General features: G+C 52.8%; 17 protein-coding genes and 2 tRNA genes. 15 read left to right on the plus strand and 4 right to left on the minus strand.

Annotated features, from left to right (window positions below; genetic code table 11):
* Nucleotides 1–8: 8 nt before the first annotated feature.
* On the minus strand, nt 9–1142 hold the full coding sequence (gene iadA, locus OGX89_RS01565) for a beta-aspartyl-peptidase (RefSeq protein WP_003828718.1): 1134 nt from the start codon (nt 1140–1142) through the stop codon (nt 9–11).
* A gap of 148 nt (nt 1143–1290) precedes the next feature.
* On the opposite strand from iadA, the gene OGX89_RS01570 reads away from it, so the two are divergent.
* From OGX89_RS01570 to OGX89_RS01580, 3 genes are all read left to right on the plus strand, one after another.
* Nucleotides 1291–2184 carry a LysR family transcriptional regulator gene (locus OGX89_RS01570; protein ID WP_003828716.1) on the plus strand — a complete coding sequence of 298 codons (894 nt, stop codon included), beginning with the start codon at nt 1291–1293 and terminating at the stop codon, nt 2182–2184.
* A 167-nt stretch (nt 2185–2351) separates the two neighbouring features.
* A complete protein-coding gene (gene secG / locus OGX89_RS01575; RefSeq protein ID WP_003025000.1) occupies nt 2352–2684 on the plus strand; it encodes a preprotein translocase subunit SecG in 333 nt (110 codons plus the stop codon).
* 9 nt (nt 2685–2693) lie between these two features.
* A tRNA-Leu gene (locus OGX89_RS01580) sits at nt 2694–2780 on the plus strand.
* 196 nt (nt 2781–2976) lie between these two features.
* Here the strand turns inward: OGX89_RS01580 and argG are convergent.
* The gene (gene argG / locus OGX89_RS01585) at nt 2977–4320 is read right to left on the minus strand and encodes an argininosuccinate synthase (RefSeq protein ID WP_003828714.1); all 1344 of its coding nucleotides are present in this window, start codon (nt 4318–4320) and stop codon (nt 2977–2979) included.
* 334 nt (nt 4321–4654) lie between these two features.
* Between argG and OGX89_RS01590 the strand changes: the two genes are divergently transcribed.
* The 12 genes from OGX89_RS01590 (at nt 4655) to mtr (ending at nt 18535) form a co-directional block, all read left to right on the plus strand.
* Nucleotides 4655–4731, plus strand: a tRNA-Met gene (locus OGX89_RS01590).
* A 207-nt stretch (nt 4732–4938) separates the two neighbouring features.
* Complete coding sequence (gene rimP / locus OGX89_RS01595) at nt 4939–5391, plus strand: ribosome maturation factor RimP (RefSeq protein WP_003024996.1); 453 nt, start codon at nt 4939–4941, stop codon at nt 5389–5391.
* A 28-nt stretch (nt 5392–5419) separates the two neighbouring features.
* Entirely contained in the window at nt 5420–6907 is a 1488-nt protein-coding gene (gene nusA / locus OGX89_RS01600) for a transcription termination factor NusA (protein ID WP_003024992.1), read from the plus strand.
* 24 nt (nt 6908–6931) lie between these two features.
* Nucleotides 6932–9622, plus strand: a complete 2691-nt coding sequence (infB, locus tag OGX89_RS01605; protein ID WP_126956978.1) for a translation initiation factor IF-2 — start codon at nt 6932–6934, stop codon at nt 9620–9622.
* Nucleotides 9623–9771: 149 nt separating this feature from the next.
* A complete protein-coding gene (gene rbfA, locus OGX89_RS01610; protein ID WP_003024988.1) occupies nt 9772–10176 on the plus strand; it encodes a 30S ribosome-binding factor RbfA in 405 nt (134 codons plus the stop codon).
* Nucleotides 10176–11120, plus strand: coding sequence for a tRNA pseudouridine(55) synthase TruB (gene truB, locus OGX89_RS01615; protein WP_003828704.1), 945 nt, complete (start codon nt 10176–10178; stop codon nt 11118–11120). Before rbfA ends, truB begins: the two co-directional genes overlap by 1 nt.
* Nucleotides 11121–11393: 273 nt before the next feature.
* A complete protein-coding gene (gene rpsO, locus OGX89_RS01620) occupies nt 11394–11663 on the plus strand; it encodes a 30S ribosomal protein S15 (RefSeq protein WP_000059465.1) in 270 nt (89 codons plus the stop codon).
* A 246-nt stretch (nt 11664–11909) separates the two neighbouring features.
* Nucleotides 11910–14042 (plus strand): polyribonucleotide nucleotidyltransferase, encoded by a 2133-nt coding sequence (gene pnp, locus OGX89_RS01625; RefSeq protein ID WP_008785911.1) that lies wholly within the window; start codon nt 11910–11912, stop codon nt 14040–14042.
* 109 nt (nt 14043–14151) lie between these two features.
* Complete coding sequence (gene nlpI, locus OGX89_RS01630) at nt 14152–15036, plus strand: lipoprotein NlpI (protein WP_003024982.1); 885 nt, start codon at nt 14152–14154, stop codon at nt 15034–15036.
* Nucleotides 15037–15142: 106 nt separating this feature from the next.
* Entirely contained in the window at nt 15143–15223 is an 81-nt protein-coding gene (gene yrbN / locus OGX89_RS01635; RefSeq protein WP_010723222.1) for a protein YrbN, read from the plus strand.
* Complete coding sequence (locus OGX89_RS01640; RefSeq protein WP_003828643.1) at nt 15216–17144, plus strand: DEAD/DEAH family ATP-dependent RNA helicase; 1929 nt, start codon at nt 15216–15218, stop codon at nt 17142–17144. The genes yrbN and OGX89_RS01640 overlap by 8 nt, the downstream gene beginning before the upstream one ends.
* Nucleotides 17145–17290: 146 nt before the next feature.
* Nucleotides 17291–18535: a tryptophan permease gene (gene mtr, locus OGX89_RS01645; protein ID WP_003828642.1), complete on the plus strand. Its 1245-nt coding sequence runs from the start codon at nt 17291–17293 to the stop codon at nt 18533–18535.
* 87 nt (nt 18536–18622) lie between these two features.
* On the opposite strand, the gene OGX89_RS01650 is transcribed toward mtr, so the two are convergent.
* Together OGX89_RS01650 and OGX89_RS01655 are read right to left on the minus strand one after the other, a co-directional pair.
* Nucleotides 18623–19630: a luciferase-like monooxygenase gene (locus OGX89_RS01650; RefSeq protein ID WP_126956980.1), complete on the minus strand. Its 1008-nt coding sequence runs from the start codon at nt 19628–19630 to the stop codon at nt 18623–18625.
* A 178-nt stretch (nt 19631–19808) separates the two neighbouring features.
* Nucleotides 19809–20687 carry a U32 family peptidase gene (locus tag OGX89_RS01655; protein ID WP_412098584.1) on the minus strand — a complete coding sequence of 293 codons (879 nt, stop codon included), beginning with the start codon at nt 20685–20687 and terminating at the stop codon, nt 19809–19811.
* Nucleotides 20688–20692 lie beyond the last annotated feature (5 nt).

Raw genomic sequence — 20692 nt, forward strand, 5'->3', positions numbered from 1 at the left:
TTGCCCCCTTACTCGAAGTTGCCGGTAACCAGGCACTCGCCATCCCGCAGCAACGGTTTACCCGCGGCAAACAGATGGGCCAGCGAGAGGTCATCATTGAGTACACAGATATCAGCACGTTCTCCGGCGCAGAGCACGCCCCCGGAAATACCCAGCGAGCGCGCAACGTTTGCCGTCAGCATCGCGATGGCCTGTTGCACCGGAATCCCGACATCAATCAGGCGAGGAAGCAGGTTAAGATTGCCTGCGACCGGTGCTGCGCTTAAACCTTCAACGATACCCTGAGCGTTAAAGCGCGGAACGCTGCCATTGCCGTCAGAACTGATCGTGATGCGCTCCGCCGGAACCTGTGCTTCGAGTGCGTGGAGAATCGCTTGCTCCTGAGGCATAAAACGACTGCCACCTGACGTAACATCGATATGGCCGCCGCGATGGGCAAAAGCAATTGCCTGTTCGAACAAGGGCTCAGTTCTCGCAACATGCGTCGGTGAAATATGGTGAATCGGAATACCCGCATCACACAGCTCAATAAGTTGCGACATCCCTTCCGGCAGATTCCCCAGGTGCACATGCAGCAAGCCTTTTTTCCCTGCCAGCAGGGAAGCGACGCGAATATCGCTCACTATCCTCAGCAACTCCTGGAAAGAGGGGTAAGAGCCACGGTGATCGGCGAGGGCGATTTTTACACCAAGAATTGCCGGAATGAAGGCCATATCATCGCGGATGGATCTCGTAATAGTTGGGCTGGGAACGGCGTAGGCTCCCGTGTGCATAAACGCGCGTAATCCCTCAAGGTTGAGAGACTGCATTTTAGCGTAGAGGTCTTTGGGTGAACGAGAAATGGCATCGGTGCCTAACACGCCAACCACCGTGGTAATACCTGCCTGAATCAGATCGCGCAGCTTGACGGCGGGCGTCCGACTGGCAAATCCGGCTTCACCACCGCCACCGGTAAGATGAACATGCTGATCGATGATACCAGGGATAACCCATTTACCCCGACAATCGATGACCTCGTTGATGCCATCAAACAATGAAATATCTTTTTCTACCGCCACAATTCGGTCGGCATGAATGAGCAGGGAGCAGAGGCCTAAATCCTCAGGAGAAAAAACACGGGCATTGGTCAATAAAGTAAACATAGCGGTCCTGTCAAACGTCGAGGGTGAGAGTCGGCAGGTGAAACGAAATATTGTTGTTATGATGCCCACCATAAAGCCATTACTATAACTATGACTATTACCGATTTGTTATTGGAGGATGCGGTTATGGCATGGCGGAGAGCACAACGTGGATTGTAAGTGGCTGGAAGATTTTCTGGCCTTGAGCCAGCATGGAAACTACTCTCAGGCCGCGGCGCAGCGGCATATTACTCAACCTGCGTTGAGTCGGCGTATAAAGGCGCTGGAAGAGGTGTTGGGCGTACCTTTGTTTGACCGGACAACGACCCCCGTCACGCTGACGCGCTATGGTGAACGCTTTGAGCCTTATGCCCGGCATGTCCTCAGCACGTTAACAGAGGCACGTCATGAGCTGTCGGCGATGACGCCAGCAACGGATAACACGCTGGTGATGGTCAGCCTGCATACGCTGTCGGTGAATATCCTGCCGGATATGATCAACTACCTGCGACAGAGTGAGCCGCAGTTAAACTTTACGGTAAACGCCAGTATCCAGGGGATAGACAACCACTTCAATGCCCTGATGAACCGGCAAATTGATTTGCTGGTGACCTACGATTTACCGTCCGCGCAGCCTGGGCTGGAGATCGCTGGAGGGTTAAAACGTTCCCTATGGCGGTATGAGCGATTTATACCGGTTATTTCAGCCCAGTTGGCTGATGCGCTTAATGATCCGCATGCTCCGATTCCGTGGCTATGCTACAGCGACTACACCTTTGTCAGACGTATTATTGAGTCGGCAGAACAACGCGTCCGCCCACGGCTAAAAAAAGTATTTGAGAGTGGTTTAAGCGAAACGATACGAGAAATGGTACTGCGCCATATGGGAGTGGCCTGGTTACCTGAATCGATGGTGGCGGAAGAGTTGGTGAATCAGCAAATTATTCACTGCTGGCCAGAAAATACAGACCTGATTTGTGAAATCCCCGTTGTGGTATGGGCGAATCTTGAAGATCAACGTGCCGTTATGCAGAGATGCTGGGAGAAGTTGCTTCGTTTTTGATTGATATGGCGATTTTTTCCGCAGTTGATACAATGCTAACAAATTGCCCTTGCGAAGGTTATTCGCTTTGGTTAGTATTCACACCCGCTTCAGTGGGAAACAGTAAATATTCCCGCTTTAATGGTCGAAGCATTGTACGCGGCAACTCCGCAAGGAACAGGTTGATTATGCACGAAGCTCTTTTAGTAGTTTTCCTTATTGTGGCAATTGGCCTGGTAGGCTTGATCATGCTGCAGCAAGGCAAAGGCGCTGATATGGGAGCCTCTTTTGGCGCAGGCGCTTCTGGTACTCTGTTTGGTTCAAGTGGTTCTGGTAACTTCATGACCCGTATGACAGCTGTATTGGGAACCTTGTTCTTCATCATCAGTCTGGTGTTGGGTAACATGAACAGCAATAAGACCAATAAAGGAAGTGAGTGGGAAAATCTGAGCGCACCGGCGAAAACCGAGCAAACTCAGCCAGCTGCTCCGGCTCAGCCGACCAGCGATATCCCACGCTAAGTATTCTGTACCGAGGTGGTGGAATTGGTAGACACGCTACCTTGAGGTGGTAGTGCCCTAACGGGCTTGTGGGTTCGAGTCCCATCCTCGGTACCAAATTCCAAAAAAAAGACGCTGCAAAGCGTCTTTTTTTTCGTCTGTTATTTATGGCTGTCTGTAGGTCGGATAAGCGTAGCATCATCAGGCGTTGTAATAATGTCGGATGGCGGCGTAAACGCCTTATCCGACCTACAGACACCCTCTATTCCGCGCATAAAAAAGGCCGCTTGCGCGGCCTTAAGATAGTGAATCTTTACTTCGCCTTATTTTCCAGATTCTCAACCTGCGGCAGGCCGGTTGCGGAAGAGGCGGTCAGCAAGCCAGATTGTGCATAACCAAACAGCTTCTCGCGGGTATCGGTGATATCCAGATTACGCATGGTCAACTGACCGATACGATCGTCCGGAGAGAATACGGAGTCGCCTTTTTCCATCGTCAGACGTTCTGGTTTGTACGTCAGATTGTCAGACACGGTGTTGAGGATTGAGTAGTCATTACCACGACGCAGTTCCAGCGTGACTTCGCCGGTAATCTGGCTGGCAACCCAACGCTGCAGACCGTCACGCAGCATCAGCGCCTGAGAGTCGAACCAGCGGCCCTGATACAGCAGACGACCAAGCTGGCGACCGTGCGCGTGATACTGCTCGATGGTATCCTCGTTGTGAATACCGGTCAGCAGACGTTCGTAGGCGATATGCAGCAATGCCATCCCCGGGGCTTCGTAGATGCCACGGCTCTTCGCTTCAATGATTCGGTTTTCAATCTGATCGCTCATACCCAGACCGTGACGGCCGCCGATACGGTTGGCTTCCAGCATCATCTCAACGTCGTCGCTGAAGGTTTTACCGTTCAGAGCAACCGGATGACCCTGTTCAAAACGAACGGTAACTTCTTCCGCAGGAATTTTGACGTTTTCGTCCCAGAATTTGACGCCCATAATCGGGTTAACAATCTTGACGCTGGAGTTCAGGAACTCAAGGTCTTTAGCTTCGTGGGTCGCACCGAGCATGTTGGAGTCAGTGGAGTAGGCTTTCTCAACGGACATTTTGTAGTCGAAACCACAGGCAATCATAAATTCGGACATCTCATGGCGACCGCCGAGTTCATCGATAAAATCGGTATCCAGCCATGGTTTGTAAATCTGCAGTTCGGCGTTGGTCAGCAGACCGTAACGATAGAAACGTTCAATATCGTTACCTTTATAGGTGCTACCGTCGCCCCAGATGTTTACACCATCTTCTTTCATTGCGGCAACCAGCATGGTGCCGGTCACGGCACGGCCCAGCGGGGTGGTATTGAAATAGGTCAGTCCGCCAGTGGTGTTGTGGAATGCACCGCACTGAATGGCAGCGATCCCTTCGGCAACCAGCTGCTTACGGCAATCTACCAGGCGAGCATTCTCAGCACCATATTCCATTGCACGGCGAGGAATGGCGTCATAGTCATCCTCATCCGGCTGACCCAAATTCGCAGTATATGCATATGGGACAGCCCCTTTTTGTCGCATCCACAGCAGTGCTGCACTGGTGTCCAGGCCGCCGGAAAAAGCGATACCAATACGTTGACCTACCGGGAGATGCTTGAGAATCGTCGTCATAAAATAAAACCCTGCTTGATAGACTGGTGAAGAGGTCGGCTTATTATACCAATTGCATTTTTATGCAAAATAAATGAGTTTTCATTTAATCATCTTTTCTGGATGACAGGAAGAGTTTAGTGATAATTTCGTTAAATAACGGCGTGGGCGGCATATTTATCTTGCTGGGTTAGCGCTGGGCAGCATTCATTGATTTGCATAGTCGTAACAAGGTTGACATAACGCATAGTGAATCAATATACTGTGCGCAGATTTTACGTCCCGTCCTCGGTACCAAATCCCAGCAGTATTTGCATTTTTTACCCAAAACGAGTAAAATTTGCCACGTTTCAGGCGCGGGGTGGAGCAGCCTGGTAGCTCGTCGGGCTCATAACCCGAAGGTCGTCGGTTCAAATCCGGCCCCCGCAACCACTTTCCCTTAGAGTTCTTTTTCAAATATACTGTGAAGACTTAGGCCTTCGTAGCTGGATTTGAAAAAAATTCTTTCGGAAGGTTCTCCGAACCGCAGGTGCGGTTATAGGGTTCAGTTATCTAAAGCCCCGATTTATCGGGGTTTTTTGTTATCTGACTACAGAATAACTGGGCTTTAGGCCCTTTTTTTATGTCTTGGGGGTGGGCTTGTCCACATTAGAGCAAAAATTAACAGAGATGATTACAGCGCCAGTTGAAGCCCTGGGCTACGAACTGGTCGGCATCGAATTTATTCGTGGTCGCACATCCACACTGCGCATCTATATTGATAGTGAAGATGGCATCAATGTTGATGATTGTGCTGATGTGAGCCATCAGGTAAGCGCCGTGATGGATGTCGAAGACCCAATCACCGTTGCCTATAACCTTGAAGTCTCCTCTCCGGGTCTCGACCGTCCTCTGTTCACAGCTGAACACTACGTGCGTTTCCTGGGTGAAGAAGTCACGCTGGTTCTTCGTATGGCGGTACAAAACCGTCGTAAATGGCAGGGCGTTATCAAAGCGGTGGACGGTGAGATGATCACGGTCACAGTCGAAGGCAAAGATGAAGTGTTCGCGCTGAGTAATATCCAGAAGGCGAACCTGGTTCCCCACTTTTAACAGTCTGGATTGAGGTGAAAAGCCCGCGATGAACAAAGAAATTTTGGCTGTTGTTGAAGCCGTATCCAACGAAAAAGCGCTGCCACGCGAGAAAATTTTTGAAGCGCTGGAAAGTGCGCTGGCTACAGCAACAAAGAAAAAATATGAGCAAGAGATCGACGTTCGCGTAGAAATCGATCGTAAAAGCGGTGATTTCGATACCTTCCGTCGTTGGGTAATCGTAGAAGAAGTTACTCAGCCGACCAAAGAAATTACGCTGGAAGCGGCACGCTTCGAAGACGAAAGTCTGAACGTGGGCGAATATGTTGAAGATCAGATTGAATCTGTCACCTTTGACCGTATCACTACCCAGACCGCGAAGCAGGTTATCGTACAGAAAGTACGTGAAGCTGAACGCGCAATGGTTGTTGATCAGTTCCGCGAACACGAAGGCGAAATCGTCACCGGTGTGGTGAAGAAAGTAAACCGCGACAACATTTCTCTGGATCTGGGCAGTAATGCTGAAGCTGTAATCCTGCGTGAAGACATGCTGCCGCGTGAAAACTTCCGCCCTGGTGACCGTATTCGTGGCGTTCTGTACTCAGTTCGCCCGGAAGCGCGCGGTGCACAGCTGTTCGTAACCCGTTCCAAGCCGGAAATGCTGATTGAGCTGTTCCGCATTGAAGTGCCGGAAATCGGCGAAGAAGTTATCGAAATTAAAGCGGCTGCTCGCGATCCGGGATCGCGTGCGAAAATCGCCGTTAAGACCAACGACAAGCGTATTGATCCGGTCGGCGCCTGTGTTGGTATGCGCGGTGCGCGCGTTCAGGCGGTTTCTACCGAACTGGGCGGCGAGCGTATCGATATCGTCCTGTGGGATGATAACCCGGCGCAGTTCGTGATTAACGCAATGGCGCCAGCAGACGTCGCTTCTATCGTGGTGGATGAAGACAAACACACCATGGATATCGCGGTTGAAGCCGGTAACCTGGCTCAGGCGATTGGACGTAATGGTCAGAACGTCCGCCTGGCTTCACAACTGAGCGGTTGGGAACTCAACGTGATGACCGTTGATGACCTGCAAGCGAAGCATCAGGCTGAAGCACATGCAGCCATCGATACCTTCACCAAATATCTCGATATCGATGAAGATTTCGCGACCGTTCTGGTGGAAGAAGGTTTTGCGACGCTGGAAGAACTGGCCTACGTGCCAATGAAAGAACTGCTGGAAATTGACGGCCTGGATGAACAGACCGTTGAAGCGCTGCGCGAGCGTGCTAAAAACGCACTGACCACTCTGGCACTGGCCCAGGAAGAAAGCCTCGGTGATAACAAACCGGCTGACGATCTGCTGAATCTGGAAGGATTGGATCGTGAGATGGCCTTCAAACTGGCGGCCCGTGGTGTTTGTACGCTGGAAGATCTCGCTGAACAGGGCATTGATGATCTGGCTGATATCGAAGGGTTGACCGACGAAAAAGCCGGTGAGCTGATTATGGCTGCCCGTAATATTTGCTGGTTCGGCGACGAAGCGTAATAAACTGTAGCAGGAAGGAACAGTATGACAGATGTAACCGTAAAAACGCTGGCTGCAGAGATACAGACTTCCGTAGATCGCCTGGTACAGCAATTTGCTGATGCCGGTATTCCGAAGTCTGCTGACGACTCTGTGTCCGCACAAGAGAAACAAACCTTACTGGCGCATTTGAACCGTGAAAACGGCTCAGCGCCGGATAAGTTGACATTGCAGCGTAAAACGCGCAGTACTCTCAATATTCCAGGTACCGGTGGAAAAAGCAAATCGGTACAAATCGAAGTCCGCAAGACACGCACCTTTGTGAAACGCGATCCGCAAGAGGCTGAACGCCTTGCCGCGGAAGAGCAGGCGCAGCGTGAAGCGGAAGAGCAAGCCCGTCGTGAGGCAGAAGAAGCTGCCAAACGCGAGGCGCAACAAAAAGCCGAACGTGAGGCCGCAGAACAAGCTAAGCGTGAAGCCGCTGATAAAGCGAAACGTGAAGCTGCGGAAAAAGACAAAGTGAGCAATCAACAGACCGACGATATGACTAAAACCGCCCAGGCCGAAAAAGCCCGCCGTGAAAATGAAGCCGCAGAACTGAAGCGTAAAGCGGAAGAAGAAGCACGTCGCAAGCTTGAAGAAGAAGCGCGCCGCGTAGCGGAAGAAGCTCGCCGTATGGCGGAAGAAAACGAGAAAAATGGTGTGAATAACGCTGAACCTGTCGAAGACACCAGTGATTATCACGTCACCACCTCTCAGCATGCTCGCCAGGCTGAAGACGAGAACGATCGTGAAGTTGAAGGCGGTCGTGGTCGTACTCGCAGCACTAAAGCAGCGCGTCCGGCGAAAAAAGGTAACAAACACGCTGAATCTAAAGCTGACCGTGAAGAAGCACGTGCAGCGGTTCGCGGCGGTAAAGGCGGTAAGCAGCGTAAAGGTTCCGCTCTGCAGCAGGGCTTCCAGAAGCCAGCTCAGGCCGTTAACCGTGACGTTGTGATCGGCGAAACCATCACCGTTGGCGATCTGGCGAACAAGATGGCGGTCAAAGGCTCTCAGGTCATCAAAGCGATGATGAAACTGGGCGCAATGGCGACCATCAACCAGGTCATCGACCAGGAAACCGCACAGCTGGTTGCCGAAGAGATGGGCCACAAAGTTATCCTGCGTCGTGAAAACGAGCTGGAAGAAGCAGTAATGAGCGACCGTGACACCGGCGCTGCGGCTGAACCGCGCGCACCGGTAGTGACCATCATGGGTCACGTTGACCACGGTAAAACGTCTCTGCTGGACTACATTCGTTCAACGAAAGTGGCCTCTGGCGAAGCGGGCGGCATTACTCAGCACATCGGTGCGTACCACGTTGAAACTGACAACGGTATGATCACCTTCCTGGACACCCCGGGTCACGCCGCGTTTACCTCCATGCGTGCTCGTGGTGCTCAGGCAACGGATATCGTTGTTCTGGTTGTTGCAGCAGACGACGGCGTGATGCCGCAGACTATCGAAGCTATCCAGCACGCGAAAGCGGCAGGTGTGCCGGTAGTTGTTGCAGTCAACAAAATCGATAAACCGGAAGCGGATCCAGATCGCGTTAAAAACGAACTGTCCCAGTACGGCATCATGCCGGAAGAGTGGGGCGGCGAGAGCCAGTTCGTTCACGTTTCTGCGAAAGCGGGTACCGGTATCGACGAACTGCTGGATGCTATCCTGCTGCAGGCCGAAGTTCTGGAACTGAAAGCTGTGCGTAAAGGTATGGCGAGCGGTGCAGTTATCGAATCCTTCCTGGATAAAGGTCGTGGCCCGGTTGCTACCGTCCTGGTTCGCGAAGGTACCCTGAACAAGGGCGATATCGTTCTGTGTGGTTTCGAATACGGCCGCGTTCGTGCGATGCGTAACGAACTGGGTCAGGAAGTACTGGAAGCAGGTCCGTCCATTCCGGTGGAAATCCTCGGTCTGTCCGGTGTTCCGGCTGCGGGTGACGAAGTTACTGTTGTTCGTGACGAGAAGAAAGCGCGTGAAGTTGCACTGTACCGTCAGGGCAAATTCCGTGAAGTTAAACTGGCTCGTCAGCAGAAATCTAAACTTGAGAACATGTTCGCCAACATGACCGAAGGCGAAGTTCACGAAGTGAACATCGTGCTGAAGGCTGACGTACAGGGTTCTGTAGAAGCGATTTCCGACTCTTTACTGAAACTGTCTACCGACGAAGTAAAAGTGAAGATCATCGGTTCTGGCGTAGGTGGTATCACCGAAACCGACGCGACCCTGGCTGCGGCATCCAACGCGATTCTGGTTGGCTTCAACGTACGTGCTGATGCCTCTGCACGTAAAATTATCGAATCAGAAAGCCTGGATCTGCGTTACTACTCCGTCATCTATCATCTGATCGACGAAGTGAAAGCTGCGATGAGCGGCATGCTGTCTCCGGAGCTGAAACAGCAGATCATTGGTCTGGCTGAAGTTCGTGATGTGTTCAAATCACCGAAATTCGGCGCTATCGCAGGCTGTATGGTTACCGAAGGCACGATTAAACGTCACAACCCAATCCGCGTACTGCGCGACAACGTGGTTATCTATGAAGGCGAGCTGGAATCCCTGCGCCGCTTCAAAGATGACGTTAACGAAGTCCGTAACGGTATGGAATGTGGTATCGGCGTTAAGAACTACAACGATGTTCGCGTTGGCGATATGATCGAAGTGTTCGAGATCATCGAGATCAAACGTACAATTGCTTAAGGTTGTTCGGGTGTAGGCCGGATAAGGCGTTTACGCCGACATCCGGCAATGTAATGCCTGATGGCTCTACGCTTATCAGGCCTACAGCCTAATCACCGAATTATTTTCAAAAGGGGCTGAATGCCCCTTTTTTGTCTGGAGAATTTATTATGGCGAAAGAATTTGGTCGCCCACAGCGTGTCGCGCAGGAGATGCAGAAAGAAATCGCACTCATCCTGCAACGCGAAATCAAAGACCCGCGTGTTGGCATGATGACCACCGTATCGGGTGTTGAGATGTCCCGTGATCTGGCATATGCCAAAGTATTCGTGACTTTCCTCAACGATCAGGACGAAGCTGCTGTGAAAAACGGCATTAAGGCACTGCAGGAAGCCTCTGGTTTTATCCGTTCTCTGCTGGGTAAAGCAATGCGTCTGCGTATCGTGCCTGAGCTGACCTTCTTCTACGACAACTCGTTGGTTGAAGGGATGCGCATGTCCAACCTGGTGACCAGCGTGGTGAAACATGACGATGAGCGTCGTGTGAACCCAGCGGACGACAGCAAGGAGGACTGATGAGTCGTCCTCGTCGTCGTGGTCGCGATATTCACGGTGTCCTGCTGCTGGATAAGCCGCAGGGCATGTCCAGCAATGACGTGCTGCAAAAAGTAAAGCGCATCTACAATGCCAACCGCGCGGGACATACCGGCGCGTTGGATCCGCTGGCGACAGGTATGCTGCCTATCTGCCTCGGTGAAGCGACAAAGTTTTCACAGTATTTGCTGGATTCTGACAAACGCTATCGCGTGGTTGCCCGTCTGGGCCAGCGTACTGACACTTCCGATGCCGATGGGCAGATCGTGCAGGAGCGTCCGGTAACCTTCACCGCAGAACAACTGGCGAGCGCGCTGGAGACTTTCCGCGGCGATATCGAGCAGATTCCGTCGATGTATTCGGCGCTGAAGTATCAGGGTAAGAAGCTGTACGAATATGCGCGTCAGGGCATTGAAGTGCCGCGTGAAGCGCGCCCGATTACCGTCTATGAGCTGCTGTTTATCCGTCACGAAGGTAACGAACTGGAGCTGGAAGTTCACTGCTCCAAAGGCACCTATATTCGTACCATCGTTGACGATCTCGGTGAGAAGCTGGGCTGCGGCGCGCACGTAACGTATCTGCGTCGTCTGACGGTCAGCAAGTATCCGGTGGATCGTATGGTCACGCTGGAACACCTGCGTGAGCTGGTCGAACAGGCAGAACAGCAGAACATTCCGGCGGCTCAGCTGCTTGATCCTTTGCTGATGCCAATGGACAGTCCGGCATCGGACTATCCTGTTGTTAATTTGCCTTTAACATCGTCGGTTTACTTTAAAAATGGTAATCCGGTACGGACGACAGGCGCCCCGCTGGAAGGGCTGGTACGCGTGACGGAAGGCGATGACGGCAAGTTTATTGGCATGGGGGAGATGGACGATGAAGGTCGTGTCGCCCCCCGCCGCCTGGTGGTTGAGTATCCTGCATAGCGCTCTCTGTCTTGCGATAAAAGGGCGCTGCGAGTAGAATACTGCCGCTTAACGTCGCGTAAATTGTTTAACAATCTGCGTGGCGTATACACAAAATCATTCGAGCTGCATTAAGGCGGCGCATCTGATAACCCTCAAGTGCTTACTTAGGTAAGTGACTGAGGTGAGCGGACGCAGCCAACGCAGAGTCAGTTTGAAGGATGATGTGTATACACTGGGATAGCTGAATTAGAGATCGGCATCCTTTCATTCTTATCACTTTGGAGTTTTAAAATGTCTCTAAGTACTGAAGCTACCGCTAAAATCGTTTCTGAGTTTGGTCGTGATGCAAACGACACCGGTTCTACCGATGTTCAGGTTGCTCTGTTGACTGCACAGATTAACCACCTGCAGGGCCACTTTGCAGAGCACAAAAAAGATCACCACAGCCGTCGTGGTCTGCTGCGCATGGTTTCTCAGCGTCGTAAACTGCTCGACTACCTGAAACGTAAAGATGTTGCACGTTACACCGCGCTGATCGAGCGTCTGGGCCTGCGTCGCTAATTCTTTCGAGTTTCAGAAAGAGGGGGCCTTCATGGCCCCTTTTTTCCAGCAGATGGCAGCAATTCGCTGGAAACTAATGTATTGTTGCTATGAATGATCTTCCGTTGCAGAGGTTCGCGCGGCTAATGAGAGGCTTTACTCATGCTTATGGGTTAGGGTTGTCATTAGTCGCGAGGATGCGCAGAAGATCGGGTATTAACGATGGCGCAAAAATGTGCCGTCAAAAAATAGAGAAAGGATATTATTTTGCTTAATCCGATCGTTCGTAAATTCCAGTACGGTCAGCATACCGTTACGCTGGAAACCGGCATGATGGCGCGTCAGGCGACTGCCGCTGTTATGGTTAGCATGGATGACACCGCGGTATTCGTTACCGTTGTTGGTCAGAAAAAAGCGAAACCAGGCCAGGACTTTTTCCCGCTGACCGTTAACTATCAGGAGCGTACCTACGCTGCTGGCCGTATCCCGGGTAGCTTCTTCCGTCGTGAAGGCCGTCCGAGCGAAGGCGAAACCCTGATCGCGCGTCTGATTGACCGCCCGGTTCGCCCGCTGTTCCCGGAAGGCTTCGTTAACGAAGTTCAGGTTATCGCGACCGTTGTTTCCGTTAACCCGCAGGTTAACCCGGACATCGTGGCAATGATTGGTGCATCTGCTGCGCTGACGCTGTCTGGTATCCCATTCAACGGCCCGATCGGTGCTGCACGTGTTGGTTACATCAATGACCAGTACGTACTGAACCCGACTCAGGACGAACTGAAAGAAAGCAAGCTGGACCTGGTTGTTGCAGGTACTGAAGCAGCCGTACTGATGGTTGAATCCGAAGCTGAACTGCTGAGCGAAGATCAGATGCTGGGCGCTGTTGTGTTCGGTCACGAACAGCAGCAGGTTGTGATTCAGGCGATCAACGAGCTGGCGAAAGAAGCTGGCAAACCGCGTTGGGACTGGCAGCCAGAAGCCGTCAACGAAGCGCTGAACGCGCGCGTTGCCGCACTGGCAGAAGCTCGTCTGAGCGATGCTTACCGTATCACTGACAAACAAGAGCGTTATGCTCAGGTTGACGTGATCAAATCTGAAACCATCGCGACTCTGGTGGCTGAAGACGAAACCCTGGACGCTAACGAACTGGGTGAAATCCTGCACGCTATCGAGAAAAACGTTGTTCGTAGCCGCGTACTGGCAGGCGAGCCGCGCATCGATGGCCGAGAAAAAGACATGATCCGTGGCCTGGACGTGCGTACTGGCGTTCTGCCGCGTACCCACGGTTCCGCACTGTTCACCCGTGGCGAAACTCAGGCGCTGGTTACTGCGACCCTGGGCACCACGCGTGATGCGCAGAACCTCGACGAACTGATGGGCGAGCGTACTGACAACTTCCTGTTCCACTACAACTTCCCTCCGTACTGCGTAGGTGAAACCGGTATGGTCGGTTCTCCGAAGCGTCGTGAGATTGGTCACGGCCGTCTGGCGAAGCGTGGCGTACTGGCAGTAATGCCGGAACTGGATAAATTCCCGTACACCGTGCGTGTGGTTTCTGAAATCACCGAATCTAACGGTTCTTCTTCCATGGCTTCCGTATGTGGTGCTTCCCTGGCGCTGATGGACGCAGGTGTGCCGATCAAAGCCGCCGTTGCGGGTATCGCGATGGGTCTGGTGAAAGAAGGCGACAACTTTGTTGTTCTGTCTGACATCCTGGGCGACGAAGACCACCTGGGCGATATGGACTTCAAAGTGGCGGGTTCCCGCGACGGTATCTCTGCACTGCAGATGGATATCAAAATTGAAGGTATCACCAAAGAAATCATGCAGGTTGCTCTGAACCAGGCTAAAGGTGCGCGTCTGCACATCCTGGGTGTGATGGAACAAGCGATCAACGCTCCGCGCGGCGACATTTCTCAGTTCGCTCCGCGTATCCACACCATCAAGATCAGCCCGGACAAGATCAAAGATGTTATCGGTAAAGGCGGTTCTGTTATCCGTGCTCTGACCGAAGAAACCGGCACCACCATTGAAATCGAAGATGATGGTACCGTGAAGATTGCTGCGACCGACGGTGAGAAAGCGAAATATGCTATCCGTCGTATCGAAGAGATCACCGCAGAGATCGAAGTTGGCCGTATCTACAATGGTAAAGTGACCCGTATCGTTGACTTTGGCGCGTTCGTTGCCATCGGTGGCGGTAAAGAAGGTCTGGTACACATCTCTCAGATCGCTGACAAGCGCGTAGAGAAAGTGACCGACTACCTGCAGATGGGCCAGGAAGTACCGGTCAAAGTTCTGGAAGTTGATCGCCAGGGCCGTGTACGTCTGAGCATTAAAGAAGCAACTGAGCAGTCTCAGCCTGCAGGCGAACCGGAAGCTCCGGCAAGTCAGGGCGAGTAAGGTTGCCATTGCCCTCCGTGAAAGCGGAGGGCCTTTAACCCGGCAGGATGCCTTGTTAGCAACCGGGGAACCTGGACGTTCATTCAATCGTTGTCTTCGGGAGTGGGAAATGAAGCCTTTTTTGCGCTGGTGTTTCGTTGCGACAGCACTCACGCTGGCTGGATGCAGTAATTCCGCCTGGCGAAAGAGTGAAGTCCTCGCAGTACCATTGCAACCGACTTTGCAGCAGGAAGTGATTCTGGCACGTATGGAACAAATTCTTGCCAGTCGGGCTTTAACCGATGACGAACGCGCACAGCTTTTATATGAGCGCGGAGTGTTGTATGATAGTCTCGGTCTGAGGGCACTGGCGCGAAATGATTTTTCACAAGCGCTGGCAATCCGACCAGATATGCCTGAAGTATTCAATTACTTAGGTATATATTTAACGCAGGCAGGCAATTTTGATGCTGCCTATGAAGCGTTTGATTCTGTACTTGAGCTTGATCCAACTTACAACTACGCGCACTTAAATCGCGGTATCGCATTGTATTACGGCGGTCGCGACAAGTTAGCGCAAGATGATCTGCTAGCGTTTTATCAAGACGATCCCAATGATCCTTTCCGTAGTCTGTGGCTTTATCTTGCCGAGCAGAAGCTCGATGAGAAGCAGGCTAAAGAAGCGTTGAAGCAACGCTTTGAAAAATCGGATAAAGAGCAATGGGGATGGAACATTGTCGAGTTCTACCTGGGCAACATTAGCGAAGCAACGCTGATGGAACGCCTGAAGGCGGACGCAACGGATAACACCTCGCTCGCTGAGCATCTCAGTGAAACCAACTTCTATTTAGGTAAGTACTACCTAAGTCTGGGGGATTTGGACAACGCTACGGCATTGTTCAAACTGGCGGTGGCTAACAACGTTCATAACTTTGTTGAGCACCGATACGCATTGTTGGAATTATCGCTCCTGGGCCAGGACCAAGATGACCTGGCAGAATCGGACCAGCAATAGCTGACGTACACATCAGCCCGTAATCTTTTTTGATTGCCATCACCTTCACGGGTGAGGGCGTTGTTGTTCGTTAATACACCTACTTTGAGCCGGTTCACACTTTTCAATGAAAATTGCAGATCAATTTCATGATGAGTTATGTAGACTGGCCGCCATTAATTTTGAGGCACACGTACTACATGGCTGAATTCGAAACCACTTTTGCAGATCTGGGCCTGAAGGCTCCTATCCTTGAAGCCCTTAACGATCTGGGTTACGAAAAACCATCTCCAATCCAGGCAGAGTGCATTCCGCATCTGCTGGGCGGCCGCGATGTTCTGGGTATGGCCCAGACAGGTAGCGGCAAAACTGCAGCGTTCTCTTTACCGCTGCTCAACAATCTTGATCCTGAGCTGAAGGCACCTCAGATTCTGGTGCTGGCACCGACCCGCGAACTGGCGGTTCAGGTAGCAGAAGCCATGACGGATTTCTCTAAACACATGCGCGGCGTGAACGTGGTTGCCCTGTACGGCGGCCAGCGTTATGACGTGCAATTACGTGCCCTGCGTCAGGGGCCACAGATCGTCGTCGGTACGCCGGGTCGTCTGCTGGATCACCTGAAGCGCGGTACTCTGGACCTCTCCAAACTGAGCGGTCTGGTACTGGACGAAGCTGACGAAATGCTGCGTATGGGCTTCATCGAAGACGTTGAAACCATCATGGCGCAGATCCCGGAAGGTCATCAGACCGCTCTGTTCTCTGCAACTATGCCGGAAGCGATTCGTCGTATTACCCGCCGCTTTATGAAAGAGCCGCAGGAAGTACGCATTCAGTCCAGCGTTACTACCCGTCCTGACATCAGCCAGAGCTACTGGACTGTGTGGGGCATGCGTAAAAATGAAGCGCTGGTGCGTTTCCTGGAAGCAGAAGACTTTGATGCGGCGATTATCTTCGTTCGTACCAAAAATGCGACCCTGGAAGTAGCAGAAGCGCTGGAGCGTAGCGGTTATAGCAGCGCTGCACTGAACGGCGACATGAACCAGTCCCTGCGTGAGCAGACTCTGGAGCGTCTGAAAGATGGTCGTCTGGATATTCTGATTGCCACCGACGTTGCGGCCCGTGGCCTGGACGTTGAGCGTATCAGCCTGGTTGTCAACTACGACATCCCGATGGATTCCGAGTCTTACGTTCACCGTATCGGCCGTACCGGTCGTGCGGGTCGTGCGGGTCGTGCGCTGCTGTTCGTTGAGAACCGCGAGCGTCGTCTGCTGCGTAACATCGAACGCACCATGAAGCTGACTATTCCGGAAGTAGAACTGCCGAACGCAGATCTGCTGGGCAAACGCCGTCTGGAAAAATTCGCCGCTAAAGTACAGCAGCAGCTGGAAAGTAGCGATCTGGATCAGTACCGTGCTCTGCTGGCGAAAATGCAGCCGGAAGAAGAGCTGGATATCGAAACGCTGGCAGCTGCACTGCTGAAAATGGCTCAGGGCGAACGTCCTCTGATCCTGCCGCCAGATGCGCCGATGCGTCCGAAACGCGAATTCCGCGACCGTGATGACCGTGGTCCGCGTGACCGCAACGATCGTGGCCCTCGTGACCGTAATGACCGTGGTGGTGAAGACCGTCCGCGTCGTGAACGTCGTGACGTTGGTGACATGCAGCTGTACCGCATTGAAGTGGGCCGTGATGACGGTGTTGAAGTTCGTCATATCGTTGGTGCGATTGCTAACGAAGGTGATATCAGCAGCCGTTACATCGGTAACATCAAGCTGTTTGCTTCCCACTCCACCATCGAACTGCCGAAAGGTATGCCGGGCGACGTGCTGCAGCACTTTACCCGTACTCGCATCCTGAACAAGCCGATGAACATGCAGCTGGTTGGCGATGCAGTTCCGCACACCGGTGGTGAGCGTCGTGGCGGTGGTCGTTTCAGCGGTGAGCGTCGTGAAGGCGGTCGCGGTGAAGGTCGTAACTTTAGCGGTGAACGTCGTGAAGGCGGTCGTGGCGATGGTCGTCGTTTCAGCGGCGAACGTCGTGAAGGCAACCGTGGTCCGCGTCGTGACGATTCTTCTGCTCCGCGCCGTGATGACTCTGCTGGTCGTCGTCGTTTCGGCGGTGATGCATAAGCTTTTTAGCTTTATAGCTGTAAAGTAAAATATACGGCCCCGATCTCAACAATCGGGGCTTTTTTTATTTCAATTGTACTCGTGTACTGGTACAGTGCAGCACATTGAGATGTAGTCACAAGATAAATGACCGGAGAGATGGCTAAATGGCAACACTAACCACCACCCAAACGTCACCTTCGCTGCTCGGCGGCGTGGTGATCATCGGCGGCACCATTATTGGCGCGGGGATGTTTTCTCTGCCAGTGGTCATGTCCGGGGCGTGGTTCTTCTGGTCAATGGCGGCGCTGATCTTTACCTGGTTCTGCATGCTGCACTCCGGGCTGATGATCCTTGAAGCTAACCTCAATTACCGCATTGGCTCCAGTTTTGACACCATCACGAAAGATCTGCTGGGCAAAGGCTGGAACGTGGTGAACGGCATCTCGATTGCTTTCGTTCTCTATATTCTGACCTACGCGTATATCTCGGCGAGCGGATCAATCCTGCACCACACCTTCTCGGAGATGTCGTTGAACGTTCCTGCACGTGCGGCAGGTCTTGGTTTTGCGCTGCTGGTGGCGTTTGTGGTGTGGTTAAGCACCAAAGCGGTGAGCCGCATGACGGCGATTGTGCTGGGTGCGAAGGTAATTACCTTTTTCCTGACTTTCGGCAGTTTATTAGGGCACGTTCAGCCCACAACGTTGTTTAACGTGGCGGAAAGCAACGCTTCGTATACGCCGTACCTGCTGATGACGCTGCCGTTCTGTCTGGCCTCATTCGGCTATCACGGCAATGTCCCGAGCCTGATGAAGTACTACGGCAAAGATCCGAAGACCATCGTTAAGTGTCTGGTTTACGGCACGCTGCTGGCGCTGGTGCTGTATACCGTGTGGTTACTGGGGACGATGGGTAATATCCCGCGTCCGGAATTTATTGGTATTGCACAGCAAGGCGGTAACATTGATGTGCTGGTACAGGCGCTGAGCGGTGTGTTAAATAGCCGCAGTCTGGATCTGCTGCTGGTGGTGTTCTCCAACTTTGCGGTGGCGAGTTCATTCCTCGGTGTTACGCTCGGTCTGTTTGACTATCTGGCGGATCTGTTTGGCTTTGATGACTCGGCAATGGGACGTTTCAAAACGGCATTGCTGACGTTTGTCCCGCCAATTATCGGTGGCTTGCTATGGCCGAACGGTTTCCTGTACGCCATTGGCTATGCAGGACTCGCGGCAACCATCTGGGCCGCCATTGTTCCGGCGCTGCTGGCCCGTAAATCTCGCGAGCGTTTCGGTAGCCCGAAATTCCGTGTCTGGGGCGGTAAGCCGATGATTGCGCTGATCCTGGTATTCGGTATCGGCAACGCGGTTATCCATATTCTGTCGAGCGTTAATTTGTTACCGGTTTATCAGTAAAACCGTTGCCCGGTGGCGCTACGCTTACCGGGCCTACATCACCGTGTAGGCCGGATAAGGCGTAGCCGCCATCCGGCACAAATAGTACTATCCCAATAATTCCTGCTTCACATCCATCGCCAAATCAAACGAATGTAGACGTGCCTGATGATCAAAAATCTGGCCGTTAACCATAATCTCATCAGCCTGGGTTTCACGCAAAATGGCGTCGAGACCATGTCGCACTTTTGCCTTATCACCGACCAGCGACATGCTCAGCGCCTGTTGTACGCCGTACTGCTCAGAAGCGGACCACAGCTGATGCATATTCTCTACCGGCGGCGGTAGCTGGCCGGTTTCGCCACGACGCAGCTTCACAAATGCCTGCTGCATGGAGGTGAAAAGAAACTCGGCGTCGCGATTGCTGTCGGCGGCTATGATGTTGATGCACACCATCGCATACGGTTTTTCCAGCCGCACTGAGGGCTTGAATTGGCTGCGATACAGATGCAATGCCTGGTGCAGCATATCCGGAGCAAAGTGCGAGGCGAAGGCAAACGGCAGACCAAGCTGGGCCGCCAGTTGTGCGCTGTACAGGCTAGAGCCTAATAACCAGACGGGGATCTGCTCGCCGTAGCCGGGAACCGGGCGTACATGGGGATTAGGATCGCGGGCGTCGAACCAGTCCACCAGTTCAGCGACATCGCGTGGGAAGTTATCGATATCACCGCTCATATGGCGGCGCAGTGCGCGCATGGTTGGCTGATCGCTGCCCGGTGCGCGACCAAGCCCGAGATCGATTCGTCCCGGATACAGCGTATTCAGGGTACCGAACTGCTCGGCGATCACCAGCGGCGAATGGTTAGGCAGCATCACGCCGCCAGATCCGAGATGCAGCGTGGTGGTATTAGCAGCCAGATAACCAATCAGCACTGAGGTAGCGGCGCTGGCGATGCCGGTCATGTTGTGATGTTCCGCCAGCCAATAGCGGTGGTAACCGCGTTTTTCGGCCAGTTGAGCGAGATCAAGCGAGTGTGTGAAGGCCTCTTTTGCCGAGGATCCTTCAGGGATCGGCGCCAGATCCAGCACCGAGAACGGAATAGTTTTGTCAGTCATAACGGCTCACTTTGTTACCGGTTAATCTTTTAATACTGCATTAAAGATTAGCGAATGTTGTTAACAAAGTGAGCTTTATACGGCGGGTACCGAATATAACATGCCCGATGGCGCTGCGCTTATCGGACCTACGGGATCGCTATTTGTAGGCCCGATAAGGCATTTATGCCGTATCCGGCTAGTCCTGCAGCTCCAGTCCAGCCAGTCGCTTCCAGTAGCCGTTACAGTCACTGTGGGCAGCAAGCGGTAATGGGGCACTGCCATTTTCATTGGCGCGGAAGGCGTCGAGCATGGCGAATGTTTCAGTGCCTGAAGGGGACAGACGCACAATATCAACCAGCCCCTGCATCGATGTCAGTTCGTTGCCGAGGTTGTAAACATAGCCGCTCATGGTCTGGATCCCGTTGAGGACAAAGACCTGCTGATTCTCCTGCGACAGCACATTGCGCCCGTTCGGGTATTTTATGCAGCAGGTTTCACACTCGTCTTTTGGACGGTCTTCAGAGCGTGCGGTAAAGCAGCGGGCAGAGTACGCCAGCGGCAGATGCCCGTAGCTCAGCACCTCAACTTCAAACTGATTGCGAATACCCAGCTCATCACACTGGTTGAGCAGGTTTGCCAGCCAGTCGCGGGAAAGCTCTACCGGCATACACCAGCGCACCATGCCTTGTTTGAGCAGCATACGCAGGGTAACCGCGTTGTAGCAGTTGAGCGCATGCCCGGCGACAAACGGCAGCTTACGCTCGGCGCACATGTTTACCACTCCGAGATCGCTGGCTTCCAGCAGGAAGTCACCGTTTTCGACATAGCGCTTCAGCTCTCCCAGTTCAGAAGAGGCCTGCACCAGCGCCAGTGTTGACAGCACAACTTGTTTACCGCTGCCAGCGAGCGATTTCGCCATATCGAGCCAGTCGCCCACTTTGGTGGCGCGGCGTTTACTGCATACCGCTTCACCAAGATAGATAACGTCGGCCTGGCTTACGGCAGCCTGCTGATAAAAATCTTCCAGCGTTTCTTTCGGCCAGTACCACAGCACCGGCCCTAAGGAATATTTCATTGCTT

Source organism: Citrobacter sp. Cpo103, from assembly GCF_030332605.1.
Classification (GTDB): domain Bacteria; phylum Pseudomonadota; class Gammaproteobacteria; order Enterobacterales; family Enterobacteriaceae; genus Citrobacter; species Citrobacter portucalensis.

Excerpts from the sequence above, each read along its gene's own strand:
- mtr (WP_003828642.1), top strand. The coding sequence starts at position 17,291 with ATGGCAACACTAACCACCACCCAAACGTCACCTTCGCTGCTCGGCGGC.
- yrbN (WP_010723222.1), top strand. The coding sequence starts at position 15,143 with ATGAAAATTGCAGATCAATTTCATGATGAGTTATGTAGACTGGCCGCC.
- rpsO (WP_000059465.1), top strand. The coding sequence starts at position 11,394 with ATGTCTCTAAGTACTGAAGCTACCGCTAAAATCGTTTCTGAGTTTGGT.
- nlpI (WP_003024982.1), top strand. The coding sequence starts at position 14,152 with ATGAAGCCTTTTTTGCGCTGGTGTTTCGTTGCGACAGCACTCACGCTG.
- truB (WP_003828704.1), top strand. The coding sequence starts at position 10,176 with ATGAGTCGTCCTCGTCGTCGTGGTCGCGATATTCACGGTGTCCTGCTG.
- secG (WP_003025000.1), top strand. The coding sequence starts at position 2,352 with ATGCACGAAGCTCTTTTAGTAGTTTTCCTTATTGTGGCAATTGGCCTG.
- infB (WP_126956978.1), top strand. The coding sequence starts at position 6,932 with ATGACAGATGTAACCGTAAAAACGCTGGCTGCAGAGATACAGACTTCC.
- argG (WP_003828714.1), bottom strand. The coding sequence starts at position 4,320 with ATGACGACGATTCTCAAGCATCTCCCGGTAGGTCAACGTATTGGTATC.
- OGX89_RS01640 (WP_003828643.1), top strand. The coding sequence starts at position 15,216 with ATGGCTGAATTCGAAACCACTTTTGCAGATCTGGGCCTGAAGGCTCCT.
- iadA (WP_003828718.1), bottom strand. The coding sequence starts at position 1,142 with ATGTTTACTTTATTGACCAATGCCCGTGTTTTTTCTCCTGAGGATTTA.
- nusA (WP_003024992.1), top strand. The coding sequence starts at position 5,420 with ATGAACAAAGAAATTTTGGCTGTTGTTGAAGCCGTATCCAACGAAAAA.
- OGX89_RS01655 (WP_412098584.1), bottom strand. The coding sequence starts at position 20,687 with ATGAAATATTCCTTAGGGCCGGTGCTGTGGTACTGGCCGAAAGAAACG.
- OGX89_RS01650 (WP_126956980.1), bottom strand. The coding sequence starts at position 19,630 with ATGACTGACAAAACTATTCCGTTCTCGGTGCTGGATCTGGCGCCGATC.
- rbfA (WP_003024988.1), top strand. The coding sequence starts at position 9,772 with ATGGCGAAAGAATTTGGTCGCCCACAGCGTGTCGCGCAGGAGATGCAG.